This is a genomic window from Sphingobium sp. MK2 (assembly GCF_040170545.1).
In the GTDB taxonomy this organism is placed as follows: domain Bacteria; phylum Pseudomonadota; class Alphaproteobacteria; order Sphingomonadales; family Sphingomonadaceae; genus Sphingobium.
In genome coordinates this window covers 15,516-36,713 of sequence record NZ_JAZDXA010000035.1, presented here as the reverse complement: position 1 = coordinate 36,713, position 21,198 = coordinate 15,516, and the positions used below count along the sequence as shown (strand labels likewise).

The following is a 21,198-nucleotide window of genomic DNA, read 5'->3' as shown; positions in this document are numbered from 1 at the left end:
CAGGGATGCGGCTCAGTTGGCCGGAAATTCGCACGAATGCGGCCCATTTTGCTGCTGAATGGCAGGGCAAGGGCTATGAGAAGGGTCAGACCCACAGCTTCTACGACGAGTTTTTCGGCATTTTCGGCGTGCCGCGCAAGCAGGTCGCTGTTTACGAACAACGGGTCAAATCGCTCGATCCCGCGCGGTCCGGCGGCTTCATCGACCTGTTCTGGCCCGGTACGCTGATCGTCGAACAGAAAAGCGCGGGCCGCAACCTCGACCGCGCCATGGCCCAGGCGCTCGATTATTATGACTGGCTGCCCGACGTGCAGCGCCCCCGGCACATGATGGTGTGCGATTTCCAGCGTTTCGAGCTGGTCGATCTGGAAACCCGCCGCGAATGGCGCTTCCCGCTCACCGACCTCAAACGCCATGTGGAGGCCTTCGGCTTCATCATCGGCGTTCAGCCGCGCCTGTTCCGCAACCAGTCGCCGGTCAACCGCCAGGCGTCGGAACTAATGGGCCGCCTGCACAATGCGCTCGCCGCCGACGGCTATGTCGGCCATGATCTGGAACGGCTGCTCGTCCGACTGCTCTTCATTTTGTTCGCCGACGATACCGGCATTTTCGAGCGCAAGGACCAGTTCCTCACCTTCCTCGAACGGCGCACCCGCGCCGATGGCCGCGACCTTGGCCGATGGCTCGGCGAACTGTTCCAGACGCTCGACACCCCGCCCGACCGGCGCCAGCAGAGCCTCGACGCCGACCTCGCCGACTTTCCCTATATCAACGGCGAACTGTTCCGCGAACGCATCGCCATGCCCAGCTTCGATGCCGCGATGCGGACGATGTTGCTCGACGCCAGCCTGTTTAACTGGGGCGATGTGTCGCCCGCCATTTTCGGCTCGCTATTCGAAAGCGTGATCGACACGGTGACCCGCCGCAAGCAGGGCGCGCATTACACGCCCGAACAGGCGATCCTCAAAGTCATCGAACCGTTGTTTCTGGACGATCTGCGCGCCGACTTCGCCCGCGCCAGCGCACTTAAATCCGGCCGCGAGCGCGCCTTGCGCGCGATGCATCAGCGGCTGGGGACGATGGCTTTCCTCGACCCGGCCTGCGGCGCGGGCAATTTCCTGGTCGTCGCCTATCGCGAACTGCGCGAACTGGAACGCGACATATTGCGCGAATTGCTCACCATCGACGGCCGGATCGAACTGGTGATGGATGTCGCCGCGCTTTCGAAACTGGATGTCGATCATTTCTTCGGCATCGAAATCGACGAATTTCCCGCCATGATCGCGCAGGTCGCGCTGTGGATGACCGACCATATCGCCAACACCCGCCTGGCCGAGGATTTCGGCCAGCATTATGCCCGCATCCCGCTGGTGAAAGCGCCCGGCATCCACCATGGCGACGCGCTGGAGCTGGACTGGAACCATGTCATCCCGGCGCAGGGCTGCACCTTCGTCTTCGGCAACCCGCCCTTTGTCGGCGCGAAATATCAGAGCGAGGCGCAGCGGTCACAGGTCCGCCGTCTCGCCGCTCTGCCCGGCAGCGGCGGCACGCTCGACTATGTCGCCGCCTGGTTCCTCAAGGCCGCCCGCTATGTCGCGGGCGGCGACGCGCGCATCGCCTTCGTTTCGACCAACTCGATCGTGCAGGGCGAACAGGTGGCGCAACTCTGGCCGCTGATCTTCCGCGCAGGCCTGGAAATCGCCTTCGCCCATCGCACCTTCGTCTGGCCCGGCCGGGCGGCGGTCCATTGCGTCATCATCGGCCTGGCCCAACGCCGCGATGAACCGGCGCAAAAGCGGCTGTTCAGCTATGCCGATGCCAAGGGCGAACCGACCGAAACCCGCCATGGCGCGCTGGCCGCCTATCTGTTCGATGCCCGCGACGCCGACCCCCATCTGGTGGTGCGGGAGGAGAGCCGACCGATCAACGGCGCACCGCGCATCGTCATCGGGTCCAAACCGATCGATGGCGGCTATCTGATCTTCGACGCCGACGCGCGGGCGAAGTTGCTGGCGCAGGAACCGGACGCCGAACCCTTTTTACGCCCCTATGTCGGCGCGCAGGAATATCTCAACGGCGGCGAACGGTGGATATTGGCGCTACAGGATGCCGCCCCGGCGGATATTCGGCAGCTTCCCACCATCCGGCAAAGGCTGCGCCAGGTGTCGGCCTACCGCCGCGGCGAGATCGCAGCACTGGGCAAAGCGGAAGAGAGCAAGAAGACGCCCGGCCAGTCGTCGCTGGCGCTGGCCGATACGCCATCGGCCTTTCACGTCACCGTCATCCCGACCCGGCCCTTCCTCGCCATCCCCGAAGTCAGTTCGGAACGCCGCGACTATATCCCGATCGGCTGGCTGGAACCGCCGACCATTCCCAGCAATCTGATCCGCATCCTTCCCGGCGCGACCCTGTGGCATTTCGCTATCCTCACCAGCCATATGCATATGGCCTGGATGCGTCAGATCGGCGGCAGGCTGGAAAGCCGCTATCGCTACTCCATCGGCCTGGTTTACAACAATTTCCCATGGCCCGATGCCACCCCGATCCAGCGCGCCAAGATCGAAACCTTCGCCCAAGCCGTCCTCGACGCCCGCGCGCTGCCCCGCAACGCGACATCGACCCTGGCCGATCTCTACGACCCCGACACCATGCCCGCGCAATTGCGCAAGGCGCATCACGACCTCGATCTCGCGATCGACCGGCTTTACCGCAAGACCGCTTTCAGCTCCGACCGCGAACGGGTGGAATATCTCTTCACCCTCTATCAGCGGCTGATCGACCCGCTCCACAATGCAAAGCGCAGCCGACCTGGTAGGCCCGCTTAAAAGTCAGGCTTTTCATAATGGGGTGGTGGGGCAATCACTTCCATCCGCTCCGACAATAGCGGCCGGAAGGACGGGCGCGACTTGAAGCCGGCATACCAGCGTCGCACCGGCTCATGCCCCTGCCAGTCGATCCCGCCCAGATAGTCCGCCACCGACAGATGCGCCGCCGCCGCGATGTCGGCGAGGCTCAGCGTACCGCCCGCCATCCAGCTACGATGGTCGAGCAGATAGTCCATATAATCCATATGCACGTTCGCACGCTTCATCGCTTCGCGCAGGATGCGGGCTTCGGGCGGCGCGCGCTCGATCAGCCGCTTCTTCATCCGTTCGTGCAGCAGCGGGCCGACCACGTCGCCATAGAAATTCTGGTCGAAAAAGGCGGTCAGCCGCCGCACTTCGGCGCGCCCGGCGGCGGTGCCGGAAATCAGTGGCACCTTTTCCACCGTCTCTTCGAAATATTCGCAGATCGCCTGGCTGTCGATCAGGGTCAGCCCCTTGTCATGATCGGCCATGACCGGCGTGGTGCCAGCAGGGTTGAGATCGAGAAATTCGTCGCGCATCGCCCAGGGCGATTCGCGGACGAGATCATAGCCGATCCCCTTTTCGCCCAGCAGCAGCCGGACCTTGCGAGAGAAGGGACAAAGCGGAAATTGATAAAGCAGCCACATAGGCGATCCTTGTTAGGCGCGCGCGGGTCGGGGGGGAAGCGGCAAAATGGTGGAAGCCGACGCAAGAATTTCGGTCATATCGTCCAAAAGCATGGCAAGAAACGGCATGGTCCGACCTTCCGATCCGCCGGGCGGGACGATAGAAGAGACTGCGATAATGATTATGCGATGGAAAGGATGCCCCCATGCCTGACGATTTCTTCCCGGTGCCGGGGGACTGGGCCAGCAATGCGTTGATGAACAAAGCCGCGCGGGACGCCGACTATGCGCGTTCGATCGATGCGTCGCACGACTATTGGCTGGAGCGCGCCCAACGGCTCGACTGGATCATACCGCCAACGAAAAGCGACGAAAGCAGCTTTGCCGAGGCGGATTTCGGCATCCAGTGGTTCGCGGACGGGGTGCTCAACGTCAGCGCCAATTGCGTCGACCGGCATCTGGCGACGCGCGGCGATCAGGTCGCAATCCTGTGGGAGCCGGACTCCCCCGACGAAGAACCGCGCCGCACCACCTATGCGCAGCTTCATGCCGAAGTGTGCCGCTTCGCCAATGTCCTGAAAGGGGCTGGCGCGCGCAAGGGCGACCGCATCACCATCTATATGCCGATGATCCCGGAGGCCGCCTTCGCCCTGCTCGCCTGCGCGCGGATCGGCGCGGTGCATAGCGTGGTATTCGGCGGCTTTTCGCCCGAAGCGCTGGCGGGCCGCATCATCGATTGCGATTCGACGCTGGTCATCACCGCCGACGAAGGCCGCCGCGCGGGCAAGACCGTGCCCCTGAAAGCCAATGTCGATGCCGCGCTCAAACATTGCCCCGGCGTCAAACATGTCGTGGTCGTGCAGGCGACCGGCGGCGCGGTGACGATGGCGGAAGGCCGCGACCTGTGGCTGCACGAGGCGGCGGCGAACGTCGAGGCCGACTGTCCGCCCGAACCCATGAATGCCGAAGACCCGCTGTTCATCCTCTACACATCGGGATCGACCGGCAAGCCCAAGGGCGTGCTGCACACATCGGGCGGCTATCTGCTCTGGGCCGCGCTCACCCATGAACTCTGCTTCGACTATCGGCCCGGCGACATCTATTGGTGCGCCGCCGACATCGGCTGGGTCACAGGGCACAGCTATATCGTCTATGGCCCGCTGGCCAATGGCGCGACGACGCTGATGTATGAAGGCGTGCCCAATTGGCCGACCCCGGCGCGGATGTGGGAAGTGGTGGACCGGCATCAGGTCCAGACCCTCTTCACCGCGCCCACCGCGCTGCGCGCGCTGATGAAGGAGGGCGACGCCCATGTGAAGGCGACCAGCCGCGCCTCCCTGCGCCTGCTCGGCACGGTCGGCGAACCGATCAACCCGGAGGCGTGGCGCTGGTATCATGGCGTCGTCGGCGAAGGCCGCTGCCCGATCATCGATACCTGGTGGCAGACCGAAACCGGAGGCGCGATGATCGCGCCGATGCCGGGTGCCACCGACCTCAAGCCGGGGTCCGCAACCATGCCCATGCCGGGCGTGGTGCCGCAGATCGTCGATACCGAGGGGCAGGTGCTGGACGGCGCGGCCGAGGGCAATCTGGTCATCGCGCGTAGCTGGCCGGGGCAGATGCGCACCGTCTATGGCGACCATGACCGCTTCTTCCAGACCTATTTCACCACCTATCCCGGCAAATACACCACGGGCGACGGCGCGCGCCGCGATGCCGATGGCTATTATTGGATCACCGGGCGCGTCGATGATGTCATCAACGTGTCGGGCCATCGCATGGGCACGGCCGAGGTCGAAAGTGCGCTGGTGCTGCATGAAAGCGTCGCCGAAGCCGCCGTGGTCGGCTTCCCCCATGATATCAAGGGACAGGGCATCTATGCCTATGTCACGCTAAACGCCGGGATCGAGCCGGACGACGAATTGCGCCAGTTGCTGGTCAAATGGGTCCGCACCGAAATCGGCCCGATCGCCACCCCCGACGTCATCCAGTTCGCGCCCGGCCTGCCCAAGACCCGGTCAGGCAAGATCATGCGCCGCATCCTCCGTAAAATTGCGGAGGGCGAAGTCTCCGCGCAAGCGCTAGGCGATACCAGCACCCTGGCCGATCCTTCGGTGGTGGATAATCTCGTCGCCAATCGTCACGGCTAGGAAACGAACAGAAGGAAGCGCTGCCATGGACCGCTATAATGGAGTCGCCCGCGCCCTGCATTGGGCCATGGCCTTGCTCATCATCCTCGCGCTGGTGCTGGGCATCGGTCATGATGCGCTGCCCAAGGATTGGGCCGTGATCCCGATCCACAAGTCGATCGGGCTGACCGTCCTGGCGCTGACTTTGGTGCGGATCGTCTGGCGGCTGGCCAATCCTGCGCCGCGCCTGTCCGTCGCCATGCCCGGTTGGGAAAAAGGCGCGGCGCACGCCACCCACGCGCTCTTCTATATCTTCATGATCGTGCTGCCGCTGTCCGGGTGGATCATGACGTCGGCGGGCACGCGGCCCTTGAACTGGTTCTTCCTGTTCGATGTCCCCAAATTTCCAGTGACCAAGGGCGACCTGATCGTCGATCTGGCGGGCGAAGGGCATGAGATTATGGGCTTCATCTGGGCGGCGTTGATCCTGCTCCATATCGGCGCGGCGTTGCGGCATCATTATCTGCTCAAGGACAATGTGATGCGGCGGATGCTGTAGGCACCCGCCGACCAACGGACGTTCGGGTTCGACCAACGACGTTGTAATAGCATTACATCGCTTGACCGACGCAGCGAAACGGTTGATCCCGCGTTGCATCAGGGCGCAGAGCCATGTGGCCGCGCCGTTAAGACGTGTCGGAGTCTCAAAAGCCTATGTCCCTCGCCAAAATCCTGCCGCTGCTGCTGGCCGCCGCCCCCATCGCCCTTGCCACGCCGCTCCAGGCTACGACGCCCAATCCCCCATCTGACGGTCCCGCCGCCGGGATCACCACCCAATTGCCGCGCGGCGCGGTGCCCAGCCATTATGCGATCACGGTTACGCCGGACGCCGCCAATCTGAAGTTCACCGGCAAGGTGACGATCGACGTCGCCGTCAGCACGGCCATGCCGACGCTGGTGCTGAACGCCGCCGACCTGACCTTCGGCGACGTCATGCTGACGCCTGCCAAGGGTAAGGCGATCAAGGGCACGGCCAAGGTCGATGCCGACGCGCAGACGGTGACGCTCGACTTCGGCAAGCCGCTCGCACCCGGCACCTACAAGCTCGCCATCGCCTATGCCGGCGTCATCAACACCCAGGCGAACGGCCTGTTCGCGCTCGACTATACCGACAATGACGGCGCAGCGAAGCGCGCGCTCTTCACCCAGTTCGAAGCGCCCGACGCGCGCCGCTTCGTACCGAGCTGGGACGAGCCGAGCTACAAGGCGACCTTCGACCTCAGCGCCATCATCCCCACGGGCGAACTGGCGGTCGGCAACATGCCGGTCACATCGACCAAGGATCTGGGCGGCGGCAAGACCCAGGTGACGTTCGGCACCAGCCCCAAAATGTCCTCCTACCTGCTCTTCTTCGGTCTCGGCGAACTGGAGCGCGCGACCAAGATGTCCGGCGCGACCGAAATCGGCGTCATCACCGGCAAGGGGAATACGGGCAAGGCGCAACTGGCGCTCGACGCATCGGTAGCGATCCTGCCTTATTTCAACGATTATTTCGGCGTCCCCTATCCCCTGCCCAAGCTCGACAATGTCGCTGGGCCGGGTCAGAGCCAGTTTTTCAGCGCCATGGAAAATTGGGGCGCGATCTTCACCTTCGAGCGCGCCCTATTGGTCGATCCGCGCTTCACCTCCGAAGCGACCAAGCGCCGCATCTATGAAACCGTCGCCCATGAAATGGCGCATCAATGGTTTGGCGATCTCGTCACCATGGCCTGGTGGGACGATCTGTGGCTGAACGAAGGCTTCGCAAGCTGGATGGCCACCAAGGTCACCGACACGCTGCAGCCCGATTGGCAGATGCTGCTGACCCGCGTCGATGGGCGCGAGGCGGCAATGAGCCTCGACTCGCTCGCCACCACCCACCCCGTCGTCCAAAAGATCACCACCGTCGATCAGGTGAACCAGGCGTTCGACGCCATCACCTATCAAAAGGGCGAAGCCGTCATCACCATGCTGGAGGGCTATGCTGGCGAGGAAGTATGGAAGACCGGCATCCGCAGCTATATGAAGGCCCATGCCTATGGCAACACCGTCACCGACGACCTGTGGAAGGCAGTCGAGGGCGCAGGGGCCAAGGGGCTGGTGTCGATCGCGCATGACTTCACGTCCAAGCCCGGCATTCCGCTGGTCAAGGTCGACAGCGCGCAATGCCAGGGCGGCAACACGCTGCTGACCCTGAGCCAGGGCGAATTCAGCCGCGACAAGAAGGACAAGGCGCCCTTGAGCTGGAACGTGCCCGTGATGGCGCAAACCATCGGCGGCGCGCCGCAGCGGCTGATCCTGCAGGGCAAGGGGCAGATGACGCTGCCGGGCTGTGGTGCCTATGTCGTCAATGCCGGGCAGACGGGCTATTATCGCTCGCTCTATCCCGCCGCTAATGTGAACGCGCTGGCCGCCAGTTTCACCAAGCTGCCCGCGATCGACCAGACCGGGCTGCTGGCCGACAATTTCCAGCTTGGCCTCGGCGGCTATCAGCCCATGGGCCTGGCGCTCGACCTGATCGACGCCGTACCCACCACCGCCACCCCCGCCGTGCTGGCGCAGGTGCCGGGCTATCTGGCCAGCGCCTATGCGATGCTGGAAAGCGACAAGGCAGCGCAGGCCAAGGTCGCGGCCTATGCCTCGGCCAAGCTGTCGCCGGTGCTGACCGGAATCGGCTATGATGCCAAGCCGGGTGAAAATCCGCAGGTGCCTGTGCTGCGCTCGGCGCTGGTCGGTACATTGGGCGAGATGGGTGACAAGGCCGTGGTCGCCGAAGCCAATCGCCGCTTCGCCGCACTGGCAAGCGATCCCGCCGCGCTCGACGGCCCGCTGCGCAACGTCTGGATGGGGATTATCGCCAAAAATGCCGATCAGGCGACGTGGGACAGGCTGCGCGCTCTGGCCAAGGGCGCAAAGACCGACCTGGAAAAAAGCACGCTCTATGCGCTGCTCGGCGGGGCCAAGGACGAAAAGCTCGCCCGCCAGGCGCTCGACCTCGCCCTGACCGACGAACCGGGCAAGACCACCAGCGCCGCGATCATTGCGCAGGTCGGCTATGAGCATCCCATGCTGGCGGTGGACTATGTACTGGCGCACCGCGCGCAATATGAAGGGCTGATCGACGTCTCCGCACGCAGCCAGGCACTCGCGCGGCTGGGTGGCGGATCGGCCGACCCGGCGATGGCGACCAAGCTGGACGCCTATGCCACCCAATATCTGACGCCCGAATCGCGCAAGGTGGTTGATCGCGCCATCGCCGCGATCAACACCCGCATCGAAACCCGCACCCGCCTGAAGCCCGCGCTGACGGCCTGGTTCGCCAAGAAGTAAGACGAAAAGGGCGGCTCACGGGCCGCCCTTTTTTTTGCCAACTCCCTTAAATCCTCCCCTGTAAGGGGAGGGGGACCACGAAGTGGTGGAGGGGTGTCACCCTATCGAGAGCGTGACACCCCTCCGTCCGCGCTACGCGCAGCCACCTCCCCTGCCAGGGGAGGAAGGCACCCAATAGACATCACTCCTGCAACGACACGCCCGGACTGCGCGGATCGGCCGCGCCCTGCCAGCGGCCATCGGGCAGGCGCTCGGCCGCATTGGCCTTCAGCCCCATGCGCGACAACGACACGCGATGGCCGAGCTTTTCGAGCGGTGCCTTCATCGCCTCCAGCGACGTCCCCTGCTCCAGCACCAGCCCTTCGCCGTTGAAGTAGATCAGCCCGTGCGCGATCGACTCCTGCGCCGGCAGGCCCCAGTCGAAATGCGCGATCAGCGCCTTGGCCACCTGCATGATGATCGTCTTGCCGCCTGCCGCGCCGACGGTGAAGACAGGCGTGCCCTTGTCGTCATAGACGATGGTCGGCGACATGGATGACAGCGGCCGCTTGCCCGGCTCGACCCGGTTAGCGACCGGCGCGCCATCCTTTTCCGGGGTGAAGCTGAAATCGGTCAGTTCATTGTTCAGGATCACGCCATTGGCGATCAACTGGCTGCCGAAAAAGCTCTCGACCGTCGATGTCCAGGCGGCGATGTCGCCATCCCGGTCCACCGCGACGAAATGGCTGGTGCCGCTTTCGGGCTGAGGCCGCGAAGCCGTGCGCGGCTGCGCGCCGGGCGGCGTGCCGGGCTGATAGTCGTTGAGCGCCTTGTTCAACCGGATGCGCGCGGACCGCTGCTTGAGATAGGCGGGGTCGATCATCCCCGTCAGCGGCACCGACACGAAATCCGGGTCGCCCAGCCACTTGCCACGATCGGCATAGGCGAGTTGCATCGCCTCGCCGATAACGTGCCACGACCGGGGATCATCCTTCCCCCATGTGCCGAGCGGAAAGCGCTCGACCATGCCCAATATCTCCAGCACCGTGACCCCGCCCGACGAAGCCGGACCCATGCCGCACACGGTATAGACGCGATATTTGCCGCAAACCGGCTTGCGCAGCTTGGTCTGATAGCCCGCAATATCCGCTTCCGTCATCGGCACCGGGTTCTTGGGCGCGCTGGTGACGGTCTGCGCCAGGATGCGCGCATTTTCGCCCGTATAGAAAGCGTCCGGCCCTTCCGTCGCGATCCGCTTGAACAATGCGGCGAGCGGCGGGTTCTTGAGCATCGTGCCCATCGGCGCGGGCTTGCCATCGATCCAGAAATATTTCTGGATTTCAGGGAAGTCGGCCCAGACGCCTGCCACCGCCTTCATCGCGGTGTCGAGCCGCTGGCGCACTTCATACCCCTCTTCCGCCGCGCGGATGGCGGGCTGGAACAGGTCGGCCCAGGGCAGCTTGCCCCATTTGCGGTGCGCGTCCCACGCCAACCGCACATTGCCCGGCACCCCGACCGAATAGCCGCCCGGCCAGGCATTGCGGAAGGACAGCGGTTGGCCATCGGTCCCCATGAACCGATCGGGCCGGGCAGCAGCCGGGGCCGTCTCGCGCCCGTCGATCGATTCCAGCAGGCCGGTCTCCCCGTCATGATGCATCAGGAAACCGCCGCCGCCGATGCCGCTATTATGCGGCTCGACCACGTTCAGCGTCAGCATCATGGCGATGGCGGCGTCGGTGGCGCTGCCGCCCTTGCGCAATATCTCCTGTCCCGCCTGCGCCGCGCGCGGATCTGCGGCGGAAACGGTGGCATTGGTCGATACCGGCTCGCGCGCGACGGCAGGCAGCGGCACTAGAGCGAGAAGGGCGAAAGGGGCCAGCAGGCCAGAAAAACGACATGTCATGGGGCTTACCCTATAGCGGGAGTTGCCGATCGCAACCCTTTCCACCCCCTTGGACGGATCAGCCGTCGATACCCACCAGATCGGCAATGGTCGCCACCCCGTCGCGCGCCATCAGCGCCTTCAATTCCCGGTTGATCCGCCGCGCCAGATATGGCCCTTCATAGACCAGCGCGCTGTAGAGCTGGATCAGCGACGCCCCCGCCCGGATGCGGGCATAGGCCTGCGCGCCCGTAGCAATGCCCCCCACCCCGATCAGCGGCATCCGATCGCCCAGCAGGCGACGAAAATCGCGCAGCCGCGCCAGCGACAGGTCAGTGAGCGGCGCGCCCGACAGCCCGCCCGCTTCGCCCGCATGGGCCGATCGCAGCGCGGGCCGGGTGATGGTGGTGTTGGACACGATCAGCGCATCGACCCGATGGTCGATACAGGCCGCGGCGATATCTTCGACATCGGCCGGTTCCAGATCCGGCGCGACCTTCAGGAAAATAGGCGGCCCACCCGGCGCGCGCGCGGCCATTACGGCACTCAGCAAGGCGTCGAGCGCGCTGCGGCCCTGCAGCGCGCGCAGGCCCGGCGTATTGGGCGACGAAATATTGACCGTCAGATAATCGGCCAGCGGGGCCATGCAGGTGACGCCGGTGACATAATCGGCGATGCCACGCCCGGCGGCCGCCGCATCCTTGTTCGCGCCAATATTGATCCCGATGACGGGGCCTTGACCTACCGGCCGCCGATAGCGTGCGATGCGATCCGCCGCCGCACCCTGCCCGCCATTGTTGAAACCGAAGCGATTGATGACCGCCCTGTCCTCAACCAGACGGAACAGGCGCGGCTGCGGATTGCCCGGTTGGGCCAGCGGGGTCAGCGTCCCCAGTTCGGCAAAGCCAAAGCCCAGGCCGTGCATCTTGTGCGCGATCCGCCCATCCTTGTCATAGCCTGCCGCCAATCCGACCGGATTGGGAAAGCGAATGCCCGCTACCATGGTCGCCAGCATCGGATCGGGTACCAACGGCGTCGGCGTCGGCATCATTCGCAGCGCAGCAAGGGACAGATGATGGGCGCGCTCGGCATCGAGCGCAAACAGCAGCGGGCGGATCAGACGATAGGACATGGGAGGTGCCTATGCCAGCGCGACGCCGACACGTCGAGTCGCTGTGGCCAAAGCGCCACAATCGACTGTTAGTGACATATCATGACAGAAAACGTCATGAATGAGACGGTTTAGGGCAGCGGAATGTCTGATTCATCCAATAATCTTGCTTCGATTCACGCCTAAAGCATCCCTGCGACCCGAAGGCTCGACGGCTTCCAGCCGATGAGACCTTTTCCTGACCCGGCGATGAAAATCGCCGGGTCATTTTTATGTGCAGTGCAGTAAAAGAGCAGAAAAGTAACAGATCTTTCACCATGTTACTTGCGCGCAGGTGCAGTTGGCGCATAGTAAACCCCTTGGGGTGAAGAAAATGGGGTTGCACAAATTCGGCATGACCGGGGGCGCTGTTGCCCTGCCGGACGAAGGGGGTCCGCTGTCCTATACAGTGGCCGCTGCGCAGGGGCCGGTGCGACTGCGCTATTTTGCGCCACCCGAACAATTGCGCGCCTATTTCGGTTCGCTTTATCTGTTCACCGTCGATGCCGATCACTATGGCGACGCGACCCGTGCTGATGTGCCACAATTGCGCTTCATGCTGGCAGGCGGCGGCCATTATCATTTTCAGGACGATGTCGTGATGCAGACGCCCGAAGTCTGCCTGCTCGGTCCAACGATGGGCGCGACCCGGTTCGAACTCGACCGACCCAGTCGGGTTCTGGGCATTTCGCTGCTGCCAGCCGGATGGCAATCCTTCCATGGCGGCGACGCCAGCACATTGGCCGACCGCCTGTGCGACCTGGTGGCGGTTGGCGGCGCACATCATGCCGAGCTGCTGGCGGAATTGCGGACGATCGACGAAGCCGAGGCCGAGGAGATCGCGGCACGATGCTGGGCCGCGCTTGGCCGCCTCGTCAAGCCGCTGCGCGGCCCGATCTGGGCCTTGCTGGATGCGGTCGATGCCTGGCTGATGGGAGAAGGATCGCCGCGAATCGAGGCGCTGGCCGAAGCGACCGACCTGTCGCCGCGCCAGCTCGCGCGGCTCACCAACAAATATTATGGTGCTCCGCCCAAGCTGCTGGCGCGCAAATATCGCGCGTTGCGCTGTTCCGCCCGAATTGCGCTGGACGGCGAGAGCTGGCAGCAATTATGCGAGGAGGCGGGCTTCTACGACCAGTCCCATTGTATCCGCGAAATCAAGCACTTCATCGGCCTGACCCCGCATCAGTTGCAGAACGAACCCTCCGCCGTCGCGCAGCTCACCCTGCTGCGCCGTTCGCTGGGTAGCGACGTGGCGATGCTCAACCGCCTGTCCTAATTAGCCCTTGATTCCGCAGCCTGAGAGGACCAAATGCCAATCGGACGATATTGATCCGATTTAAGAATGGTTCGCAACTGGCATGAGATTATCAAGCTTCGCTGATTATGCGGTCGTGCTGATGTCCGCCGCTGCGCGCCATTGCGGTGCCGCCAAGATGAACGCGACCACCCTGGCCGCCGAAACCGGCATCCCGCTCCCCACCGCGCAAAAGCTGGTGGGTCGCCTGTCGTCGGCGGGTCTGCTCGAATCGAGCCGCGGCACGGGCGGCGGCGTCCGCCTGTCGCGCCCGCCCGCCACCATCACGCTTGCTGATGTGGTGGAGGCGGTCGAAGGGCCGATCGCCATGACCGCCTGCGCCGACACGGGCACGCATGACTGCACGCTGGAGCAGGATTGCCGCATTCGCCCGCATATGAACGTCGCCAATGAAGCGATCCGCGCTGCCCTGGCTGGCGTGACCATCGCCAGCCTTACACGAGAAATGGCATGACCGAGCAAATCACCACTGTCCGCAACCAGGAAGCGCAGGACGCGGCCGATCGCGCATCGACCTACGAACATGGCTGGTCGTCCGCCATCGAACAGGATTTCGCGCCCAAGGGGCTGAACGAAGACACCGTCCGCTTCATTTCCGCCAAGAAGAAGGAGCCGCAATGGCTGCTCGACTGGCGGCTGAAGGCCTTTGCGATGTGGAAGACGATGACGCCGCCCGACTGGGCGAAGCTCAACGTTCCCCCGATCGACTATCAGGACGCCTATTATTATGCCGAGCCGAAAAAGAAGGTGGAGCTGGATTCGCTCGATGAAGTCGATCCCGAAATCCTTGCCACCTACAAGAAATTAGGCATCCCCATCGCCGAGCAGGAAGTGCTGGCCGGTGTGAAGGGCAGCCGCCGCGTCGCCGTCGATGCGGTGTTCGATTCGGTGTCCGTCGCCACCACCTTCCGCAAGGAACTGGAGGAAGCCGGCGTCATCTTCCGTTCGATCAGCGAAGCAGTGCGCGAATATCCCGATCTGGTGAAAAAGTGGATGGGCAAGATCGTGCCGATGCACGACAATTATTTCGCGACGCTCAACTGCGCGGTCTTTTCCGACGGCACCTTCGTCTACATCCCCAAGGGCGTCCGCTGCCCGATGGAACTGAGCACCTATTTTCGCATCAACGCGGAAAATACCGGCCAGTTCGAACGCACGCTGATCGTCGCCGACGAGGGCAGCTATGTCTCCTATCTCGAAGGCTGCACCGCGCCGATGCGCGACGAAAATCAGCTCCACGCGGCGGTCGTGGAACTGGTCGCGTTGGACGATGCCGAGATCAAATATTCCACCGTCCAGAACTGGTATCCTGGCGATGCGGATGGCAAGGGCGGCATCTATAATTTCGTGACCAAGCGCGCCTTATGCCAAGGCAAGAACAGCAAGGTGTCATGGACCCAGGTGGAAACCGGCAGCGCCATCACCTGGAAATATCCGTCCTGCGTGCTGAACGGCGACAACAGCGTCGGCGAATTCTATTCCGTAGCGCTGACCAATAATATGCAGCAGGCCGACACCGGCACGAAGATGATCCACAACGGGAAGAACACCCGCTCGACCATCGTGTCCAAGGGGATCAGCGCGGGCCGATCGAACAACACCTATCGCGGCCTCGTCCGCGTCGCCCCCGGCGCGGAAGGCGTGCGCAACTTCACCCAATGCGACAGCCTGCTGCTGGGCGACCAGTGCGGCGCGCACACCGTCCCCTATATCGAGGTCCGCAACCCCAGCGCCCAGATCGAACATGAAGCGACGACCAGCAAGATCAGCGACGACCAACTCTTCTACGCCATGCAACGCGGGCTGGATGCGGAAAGCGCCGTCAGCCTGATCGTCAATGGCTTTGCGCGGGAGGTTCTGCAGCAATTGCCGATGGAGTTCGCGGTGGAAGCGCAGAAATTGCTGGGCATTTCGCTGGAAGGATCGGTTGGCTAGTGGGCAAGCAGACCGACCTAAACGACTGGGCAATCCAGATAGACTCCCCTCCCCTTCAGGGGAGGGGCCGGGGGTGGGGCGTCTCGGCCAGGCAGCTCGACTCGACGGCGACATATGCCCGCGCCAATCGCCGCAATCCAACCGATCCAGAAGCCAGGTTATGGAGCATTCTCGCGCGTTCTCAGCTTGGAGGCTATAAGTTCCGTCGACAGGCCGTGATCGGCAACGCCATCGCTGATTTTCTGTGCCCTCGTAAAGCGCTGGTGGTGGAAATTGACGGGCACACGCATGGCGATCAGACGGCTGACGCGCGGCGTACCGATCAATTGGCAGTGCATGGTTATCATGTCTTTCGGGTCACGAATGATGACGTGATGCGCAATCTGGAAGGTGTGGGACGAGCGCTGCTCGATTGCCTCGAAAGCCTCCCCGATCGGCGAACGCCCCACCCCAACCCCTCCCCTGAAGGGGAGGGGCTTGAAGGAGTGAGTCATGAGTGAGTCGGTCTTGAAGCTGGTCGCTTTGACTCAAACGACTGGCCTCGAACCCGAAACGGGTGATTGGACAAAAGTGTCGGTCTTTTGGTTCGACGGTCTGATGCCCCATAGTGTCCGTGTTGCTGGAGAAGCAGATCGGGCGCTGGACTATTTTTCGTCGGATGGGACACCGCATTATCCTCCAGGCGAAGGCTTTATCGACCGAGACGCGCAGAGCGCGATCTCGTTTCTGCTTGATCTAAAGGATTGAAAATTGAGCGACGAAGATGATATTCAGGATGCCCTCGCGGATTTCGCGGAGGATGTCGGCAATGGCCAGTCATGGACCGCCGCGATCCGTATCCTGACCGAGGATTATGAACTGGAAGACGGCGAGCTGGAGCCCCGCGCCCGCGCCGATTTCGGCGATCTCGATGCGTTCGAGGCCGCCAGCCGCGCTGCGCTCGAAAAGGCGGACGCGGCGATGACCGAGAAGCTGCGCAAGGACAAGGCGTTCCACAAGGCGAAGGCACCCAACCTCGCCCGCATGGGGCCGGTCAGTGAGTTCGTCGTCGCCCTGCTGGAAAAGGGACCGCCCGAAGGCGAGGCCGACTGGTGGCCCTATATGCCGGTGAAGCGCTACATCGACACGCTCTTCCCCGCGCCGGGCGATGTGCGCGACATGGCCTTCTGGACCGCCCGCACCCTCCAGCGCGCGCATGAAGGATAAGGCGATGTGCGGAGCATCCTTCGTCCTCCCCTGGCAGGGGAGGTGGCAGGGCGCAGCCCTGACGGAGGGGTGTCCCGCCATCGATAGGGTGACACCCCTCCACCATCGCGATGCGATGGTCCCCCTCCCCTTGCAGGGGAGGATTTCAAATATTGCACCGCCGGGAATGATCCATGCTTAATATCGACAATCTGACCAACACCATCGACGGCAAGACGATCCTGAAAGGGCTCTCGCTCACCATCAATGCGGGGGAAATCCACGCGATCATGGGGCCGAACGGCGCGGGCAAGTCGACGCTGGCCTATACGCTGGGCGGACGGCCAGGCTATGACGTGACTGGCGGCGAGGCGCTCTACGACGGTGTGAACTTGTTCACATTGGAGCCGCATGAGCGCGCCGCGGCCGGGCTTTTCCTCGGCTTTCAATATCCGGTCGAGATCCCCGGCGTCTCCAACCTCCAATTCCTGCGCGAAAGCCTCAACAGCCAGAAGCGCGCGCGCGGCGAAAAGGAACTGAACGGCGGCGAATTCATCCGCCTCGCCAAGGAAAAGGCCGCGCTGCTCGGCCTCGACATGGACATGCTCAAGCGGCCGGTGAATGTCGGCTTTTCGGGCGGCGAGAAGAAGCGCGCCGAAATGGTGCAGATGGGCATCCTCGATCCCAAGCTCGCGATCCTCGACGAGACCGACTCCGGCCTCGACATCGACGCGCTCAAGATCGTGGGCGCAGGGATCAATGCGATCATGCGCAAGCCCGACAAGGCCGTGCTGCTCATCACCCATTATCAGCGGCTGCTCGACTATGTGAAGCCCGACTTTGTGCATGTGCTTGCCGACGGACGCATCGTCAAATCGGGCGGCCCCGAACTGGCGCTGGAGCTGGAACGAGAGGGCTATGCTGAGGTAGTTGCCGCATGAGCGCCGCAGGCATCTCCCTTTTTCTCCGCGTCTCTGCGCCTCCGCGTGAGATGACTTTGTTCACGCGGAGACGCAGAGACGCGGAGGAGTCGTGCCTGTGATCGCCCTCGCTCTGCCCACCCGCCGCCAGGAAGACTGGCGCTATAGCGATCTGGAGGCTGTCGCCTCGCTATGGCCCCTGCCCGCACCGATCCGCATCGATGTGGCCACCGGCGACACCGCCAACCATCATCTGTTGCAGGACGCTGCTGATGGCAGCGCAGCGGTGCATGACTATGTCATCACCGTCGCCGACGATGCGCGCTGCGATTTCCATCTGCTCAACATCGGCGGCAAGCTCGGCCGGGTGACCTTTGCCGTCACGCTGGGCGCGCGCGCGCATTTCGGGCTGCATGGCGCGATCATCGGCGGTGGCGACCAGACGCTGGAGATCATCACCTCGGTCACCCATGCGCAGCCCGACGCGACCAGCGGCCAGACCGTCCGGTCGGTCCTCGGCAGCCGCGCTACCGGCAGTTATCTCGGCAGCATCAACGTCGCCCGCGACGCGCAGCGCACCGATGCGTTCCAGTCGATCAAGGCGATGCTGCTCGATCGCACTGCGACCGCCAACGCCAAGCCCGAATTGGAAATCTACGCCGACGACGTCAAATGCGCCCATGGCGCGACGGTGGGCGAACTGGACAAGGCCGCGCTTTTCTACATGGCCTCGCGCGGGATGGACCCGGCGACCGCCAAGACGCTGCTGCTGCGTTCCTTCGTCGCCGGCGTGTTCGACGACATGCCCGACGAAGCCCTGCGCGAACAGTTTGAAGCGGCCGCGATCGCCAAGCTGGAGTCGCTGGTATGACGAGCAACACCATCCTCCCCTGTAAGGGGAGCCTCTCCCTCCGCCACGACTTCCCCGGCGTTCTCGACTGGCACTATCTCGACAGCGCCGCGACCGCGCAGAAGCCGCAGGCCGTCATCGACGCCATCGCCCGCGCCTATGGCGCGGACTATGCGACCGTCCATCGTGGCGTCTACGAACGCTCGGCAAACATGACGCTCGCCTACGAAGCCGCCCGTCGCAAGGTCGCCAGCTTCATCGGCGCGGCGTCGGACAGCGAAATCGTCTATGTTCGGGGCGCGACCGAAGGGATCAACCTCGTCGCCCAATGCTGGGCGGGCGAACAGCTCAAGGCGGGCGACCGCATCCTGCTCTCCACCCTCGAACATCATAGCAATATCGTGCCGTGGCAGATGGTGGCGGAAAAGGTCGGCGCGCATATCGACGTCCTTCCGCTGACCGCCGATGGCCGGATCGACCTCGACGCGATGCGCGCGATGATCACGCCGCGCCACCGGATGGTCGCGCTGTCCCATGTGTCAAACGTGCTGGGCAGTGTCTTGGATTGCCGCCGCGCCGCCGATATCGCGCATATGGTTGGCGCCAAGATCCTGATCGACGGCTGCCAGGCAGTCCCCCGGATCGCCGTGGATGTGCAGGCGCTGGATTGCGATTTCTACGTCTTTTCTGCGCATAAACTTTATGGCCCGACCGGCATCGGCGTGCTGTGGGGTCGTGGGGAACTGCTCGACGCCATGCCCCCCTATCAGGGCGGCGGGTCGATGATCGACAAGGTGACGTTCGAGAAAACCACCTACGCCCCCGCCCCGACCCGGTTCGAAGCGGGCACGCCGCACATTACCGGCGTCGTTGGCCTGTCGGCGGCGATCGACTATGTCGAAGCGATCGGGCTGGACGCGATCCACACGCATGAATGTGCGTTGGTGGCCAAAGCGCGCGCGGCTCTCGAAAACCTCAACAGCATCCGCGTCTTCGGCCCCGAAGACTCCGCCGGCATCCTGTCCTTCGCGGTAGAGGGGGTGCATCCGCACGATGTCGGCACCATATTGGACGAAACCGGCGTTGCGATCCGGGCCGGGCATCATTGCGCCCAACCCCTGATGCGGCATCTGGGCGTCGAAGCGACCGCACGGGCGAGCTTTGGCATTTACAGTGACGAAAGCGACGTGGACGCGCTGGTGCGCGGCCTGGAGCGGGTAAGAAAGATTTTTGGATGATGAGCGAAGAGCGCAAGATCATGGTGGAAGAAGTCGAAACGGTCGAAGCGCCACCCAAGGCACGGGTCGACAGCCCGCCCGCGTCCGGCGAACGCCAGCGCGACTATCTCGACGGCTTTCTCGCTGCCAAGCCGACCCCGATCGCCGCAGGCGAGCCGGGCGGCAATCTCTATGATGCCGTGGTCGATGCGCTCAAGGAGATTTACGACCCGGAAATCCCGGTCAATATCTATGACCTTGGTCTCATCTACGGCGTCGATGTGACGGACGAAGCGCATGTCGTCGTCACCATGACGCTGACCACGCCGCATTGCCCGGTCGCCGAATCCATGCCCGGCGAAGTCGAACTGCGCGTCGGCGCGGTGCCCGGCGTCGGTGACGCGCAGGTCAACCTGATCTGGGACCCGCCCTGGGATCCGCAGAAGATGAGCGACGAAGCCAAGCTCGAACTGGGAATGTTGTAATGACTGTCGAGACCAAGACCCGCGCCCGCCCGGCTGCCGTCATCCTGACGAAGAGCGCCGAGCAGCGTATCGCAGACCTGATGGCGCAGGCGCCCGCAGGCACGATCGGCGTCAAGCTCTCGACCCCCAAGCGCGGCTGTTCGGGCCTTGCCTATTCGGTCGACTATGTGACCGAAGAAGCGAAATTCGATGAGAAGATCGAGACCCCCGGCGGCATTTTCTACATTGATGGCGGATCGGTTCTCTATCTGATCGGATCGACCATGGACTGGGTCGAGGATGATTTCACCGCCGGTTTCACCTTCGCCAATCCCAATGCCAAGGGGAGTTGCGGCTGCGGCGAGAGCTTCACGGTTTAATCTCTACAGCCGTTCGTTTCGAGCGCAGTCGAGAAACATGGACGCGGCGTTTCTCGACTGCGCTCGAAACGAACGGAGGGATGTTTTTTGTCCCATATGCTGATCTTCGGGCTGGGCTATACCGCTTCCCGCCTCGCCACCCGACTGCGGAACGAAGGTTGGCATGTCACCGGCACGCGCCGCAGCGCCGGGGCCGACACGCTGGCTTTCGATGACGAACCCGCCGTCCGCGCTGCCATCGCCAGCGCCACGCATATCCTCTCCTCGATCCCACCCGAAGGCGACGTCGATCCCGTCCTACCTCGCTACGGCGCGGCCATCGCCGCCGCGCCTGCCCGCTGGACCGGCTATCTTTCCTCCACCGGCGTCTATGGCGACACCGGCGGCGCGTGGGTGGACGAAGCCAGTCCGATCGGCACCGGCCGTCGCACGGCGCGCGCCGATGCTGATCGCGATTGGGGCACGCTCCGCCCCGACATGCGGCGCTTCCGCCTGCCGGGCATCTACGGGCCGGGCCGATCGGCGCTGGACCGGGTGCGCGAGGGCCGCGCGCATCGCATCGACCTGCCGGACCAGGTCTTTAGCCGCATCCATGTCGATGACATCGTGGCGGGCATCATCGCCTCCTTCGACGGCCCGCCCGGCATCTATAATCTGTCGGATGACCTGCCCTGCGCCCAAAATCGGGTGATCGAAGCCGCCTGCGATATGCTGGCCTTGCCCTATCCCCCGCTGCTGACGATGGATCAGGCCCAACTCTCGCCCATGGCGCGGGGCTTTTATGCCGAAAATCGCCGCGTCGCCAATGGTCACGCGAAGCGGCTGTTGGGATGGCAGTTGCGCTATCCCACTTATGCCGAGGGACTGCTGGCCTGCCTGAAGGAGGAAGTCGGTTTGCCGCAAACAGGGGTCATGCTTACCCCTTCTTAACCATGTGCGCGTGAAGAG

Annotated in this window: 19 protein-coding genes; 16 read left to right on the top strand and 3 right to left on the bottom strand. The window is 63.6% G+C overall.

The window, feature by feature from the left end:
* Positions 1 to 5 precede the first annotated feature (5 nt).
* The gene (locus V2I08_RS14880) at positions 6 to 2,825 is read left to right on the top strand and encodes a DNA methyltransferase (protein ID WP_349635826.1); all 2,820 of its coding nucleotides are present in this window, start codon (positions 6 to 8) and stop codon (positions 2,823 to 2,825) included.
* On the opposite strand, the gene V2I08_RS14875 is transcribed toward V2I08_RS14880, so the two are convergent.
* Positions 2,822 to 3,493 carry a glutathione S-transferase family protein gene (locus V2I08_RS14875; protein ID WP_037476369.1) on the bottom strand — a complete coding sequence of 224 codons (672 nt, stop codon included), beginning with the start codon at positions 3,491 to 3,493 and terminating at the stop codon, positions 2,822 to 2,824. The two genes, V2I08_RS14880 and V2I08_RS14875, sit on opposite strands and share 4 nt — an antisense overlap.
* Positions 3,494 to 3,678: 185 nt before the next feature.
* Between V2I08_RS14875 and acs the strand changes: the two genes are divergently transcribed.
* From acs to V2I08_RS14860, 3 genes are all read left to right on the top strand, one after another.
* Entirely contained in the window at positions 3,679 to 5,622 is a 1,944-nt protein-coding gene (gene acs, locus V2I08_RS14870; RefSeq protein ID WP_349635825.1) for an acetate--CoA ligase, read from the top strand.
* 25 nt (positions 5,623 to 5,647) lie between these two features.
* Positions 5,648 to 6,160 (top strand): cytochrome b, encoded by a 513-nt coding sequence (locus V2I08_RS14865; protein WP_349635824.1) that lies wholly within the window; start codon positions 5,648 to 5,650, stop codon positions 6,158 to 6,160.
* A 155-nt stretch (positions 6,161 to 6,315) separates the two neighbouring features.
* The gene (locus tag V2I08_RS14860) at positions 6,316 to 8,970 is read left to right on the top strand and encodes a M1 family metallopeptidase (protein ID WP_349635823.1); all 2,655 of its coding nucleotides are present in this window, start codon (positions 6,316 to 6,318) and stop codon (positions 8,968 to 8,970) included.
* A gap of 181 nt (positions 8,971 to 9,151) precedes the next feature.
* Here V2I08_RS14860 and ggt read toward each other — a convergent pair whose 3' ends face one another.
* Both ggt and V2I08_RS14850 read right to left on the bottom strand, forming a co-directional pair.
* The gene (ggt, locus tag V2I08_RS14855) at positions 9,152 to 10,852 is read right to left on the bottom strand and encodes a gamma-glutamyltransferase (protein ID WP_349635822.1); all 1,701 of its coding nucleotides are present in this window, start codon (positions 10,850 to 10,852) and stop codon (positions 9,152 to 9,154) included.
* Positions 10,853 to 10,910: 58 nt separating this feature from the next.
* A complete protein-coding gene (locus tag V2I08_RS14850; protein WP_349635821.1) occupies positions 10,911 to 11,963 on the bottom strand; it encodes a quinone-dependent dihydroorotate dehydrogenase in 1,053 nt (350 codons plus the stop codon).
* Positions 11,964 to 12,336: 373 nt separating this feature from the next.
* Between V2I08_RS14850 and V2I08_RS14845 the strand changes: the two genes are divergently transcribed.
* From V2I08_RS14845 to V2I08_RS14790, 12 genes are all read left to right on the top strand, one after another.
* A complete protein-coding gene (locus tag V2I08_RS14845; RefSeq protein WP_349635820.1) occupies positions 12,337 to 13,260 on the top strand; it encodes a helix-turn-helix domain-containing protein in 924 nt (307 codons plus the stop codon).
* 82 nt (positions 13,261 to 13,342) lie between these two features.
* A complete protein-coding gene (locus tag V2I08_RS14840; RefSeq protein WP_043149212.1) occupies positions 13,343 to 13,753 on the top strand; it encodes an Rrf2 family transcriptional regulator in 411 nt (136 codons plus the stop codon).
* On the top strand, positions 13,750 to 15,234 hold the full coding sequence (gene sufB, locus V2I08_RS14835) for a Fe-S cluster assembly protein SufB (protein WP_313922650.1): 1,485 nt from the start codon (positions 13,750 to 13,752) through the stop codon (positions 15,232 to 15,234). The genes V2I08_RS14840 and sufB overlap by 4 nt, the downstream gene beginning before the upstream one ends.
* Entirely contained in the window at positions 15,234 to 15,734 is a 501-nt protein-coding gene (locus tag V2I08_RS14830; protein ID WP_349635819.1) for a DUF559 domain-containing protein, read from the top strand. Before sufB ends, V2I08_RS14830 begins: the two co-directional genes overlap by 1 nt.
* Positions 15,727 to 15,981, top strand: coding sequence for a hypothetical protein (locus tag V2I08_RS14825; protein ID WP_349635818.1), 255 nt, complete (start codon positions 15,727 to 15,729; stop codon positions 15,979 to 15,981). Before V2I08_RS14830 ends, V2I08_RS14825 begins: the two co-directional genes overlap by 8 nt.
* A 3-nt stretch (positions 15,982 to 15,984) precedes the next feature.
* Complete coding sequence (locus tag V2I08_RS14820) at positions 15,985 to 16,440, top strand: hypothetical protein (protein WP_349635817.1); 456 nt, start codon at positions 15,985 to 15,987, stop codon at positions 16,438 to 16,440.
* A gap of 173 nt (positions 16,441 to 16,613) precedes the next feature.
* Positions 16,614 to 17,360: a Fe-S cluster assembly ATPase SufC gene (gene sufC, locus V2I08_RS14815; RefSeq protein WP_096060951.1), complete on the top strand. Its 747-nt coding sequence runs from the start codon at positions 16,614 to 16,616 to the stop codon at positions 17,358 to 17,360.
* 97 nt (positions 17,361 to 17,457) lie between these two features.
* On the top strand, positions 17,458 to 18,210 hold the full coding sequence (locus tag V2I08_RS14810) for a SufD family Fe-S cluster assembly protein (protein WP_349635816.1): 753 nt from the start codon (positions 17,458 to 17,460) through the stop codon (positions 18,208 to 18,210).
* Complete coding sequence (locus V2I08_RS14805; protein WP_349635815.1) at positions 18,207 to 19,427, top strand: cysteine desulfurase; 1,221 nt, start codon at positions 18,207 to 18,209, stop codon at positions 19,425 to 19,427. The genes V2I08_RS14810 and V2I08_RS14805 overlap by 4 nt, the downstream gene beginning before the upstream one ends.
* The gene (locus V2I08_RS14800) at positions 19,427 to 19,891 is read left to right on the top strand and encodes an SUF system Fe-S cluster assembly protein (protein WP_349635841.1); all 465 of its coding nucleotides are present in this window, start codon (positions 19,427 to 19,429) and stop codon (positions 19,889 to 19,891) included. The genes V2I08_RS14805 and V2I08_RS14800 overlap by 1 nt, the downstream gene beginning before the upstream one ends.
* Positions 19,891 to 20,250 carry an iron-sulfur cluster assembly accessory protein gene (locus tag V2I08_RS14795; protein WP_069065862.1) on the top strand — a complete coding sequence of 120 codons (360 nt, stop codon included), beginning with the start codon at positions 19,891 to 19,893 and terminating at the stop codon, positions 20,248 to 20,250. The genes V2I08_RS14800 and V2I08_RS14795 overlap by 1 nt, the downstream gene beginning before the upstream one ends.
* Positions 20,251 to 20,337: 87 nt before the next feature.
* On the top strand, positions 20,338 to 21,180 hold the full coding sequence (locus V2I08_RS14790) for an SDR family NAD(P)-dependent oxidoreductase (protein ID WP_349635814.1): 843 nt from the start codon (positions 20,338 to 20,340) through the stop codon (positions 21,178 to 21,180).
* The last annotated feature ends 18 nt before the right edge of the window (positions 21,181 to 21,198 follow it).

What these genes read in the sequence shown, in the direction of transcription:
- sufC (WP_096060951.1), top strand. Translation starts at nt 16,614, where the DNA reads ATGCTTAATATCGACAATCTGACCAACACCATCGACGGCAAGACGATC.
- sufB (WP_313922650.1), top strand. Translation starts at nt 13,750, where the DNA reads ATGACCGAGCAAATCACCACTGTCCGCAACCAGGAAGCGCAGGACGCG.
- V2I08_RS14840 (WP_043149212.1), top strand. Translation starts at nt 13,343, where the DNA reads ATGAGATTATCAAGCTTCGCTGATTATGCGGTCGTGCTGATGTCCGCC.
- V2I08_RS14800 (WP_349635841.1), top strand. Translation starts at nt 19,427, where the DNA reads ATGAGCGAAGAGCGCAAGATCATGGTGGAAGAAGTCGAAACGGTCGAA.
- V2I08_RS14845 (WP_349635820.1), top strand. Translation starts at nt 12,337, where the DNA reads ATGACCGGGGGCGCTGTTGCCCTGCCGGACGAAGGGGGTCCGCTGTCC.
- V2I08_RS14850 (WP_349635821.1), bottom strand. Translation starts at nt 11,963, where the DNA reads ATGTCCTATCGTCTGATCCGCCCGCTGCTGTTTGCGCTCGATGCCGAG.
- acs (WP_349635825.1), top strand. Translation starts at nt 3,679, where the DNA reads ATGCCTGACGATTTCTTCCCGGTGCCGGGGGACTGGGCCAGCAATGCG.
- V2I08_RS14865 (WP_349635824.1), top strand. Translation starts at nt 5,648, where the DNA reads ATGGACCGCTATAATGGAGTCGCCCGCGCCCTGCATTGGGCCATGGCC.
- V2I08_RS14880 (WP_349635826.1), top strand. Translation starts at nt 6, where the DNA reads ATGCGGCTCAGTTGGCCGGAAATTCGCACGAATGCGGCCCATTTTGCT.
- V2I08_RS14825 (WP_349635818.1), top strand. Translation starts at nt 15,727, where the DNA reads ATGAGTGAGTCGGTCTTGAAGCTGGTCGCTTTGACTCAAACGACTGGC.
- V2I08_RS14795 (WP_069065862.1), top strand. Translation starts at nt 19,891, where the DNA reads ATGACTGTCGAGACCAAGACCCGCGCCCGCCCGGCTGCCGTCATCCTG.
- V2I08_RS14860 (WP_349635823.1), top strand. Translation starts at nt 6,316, where the DNA reads ATGTCCCTCGCCAAAATCCTGCCGCTGCTGCTGGCCGCCGCCCCCATC.
- V2I08_RS14875 (WP_037476369.1), bottom strand. Translation starts at nt 3,493, where the DNA reads ATGTGGCTGCTTTATCAATTTCCGCTTTGTCCCTTCTCTCGCAAGGTC.
- ggt (WP_349635822.1), bottom strand. Translation starts at nt 10,852, where the DNA reads ATGACATGTCGTTTTTCTGGCCTGCTGGCCCCTTTCGCCCTTCTCGCT.
- V2I08_RS14805 (WP_349635815.1), top strand. Translation starts at nt 18,207, where the DNA reads ATGACGAGCAACACCATCCTCCCCTGTAAGGGGAGCCTCTCCCTCCGC.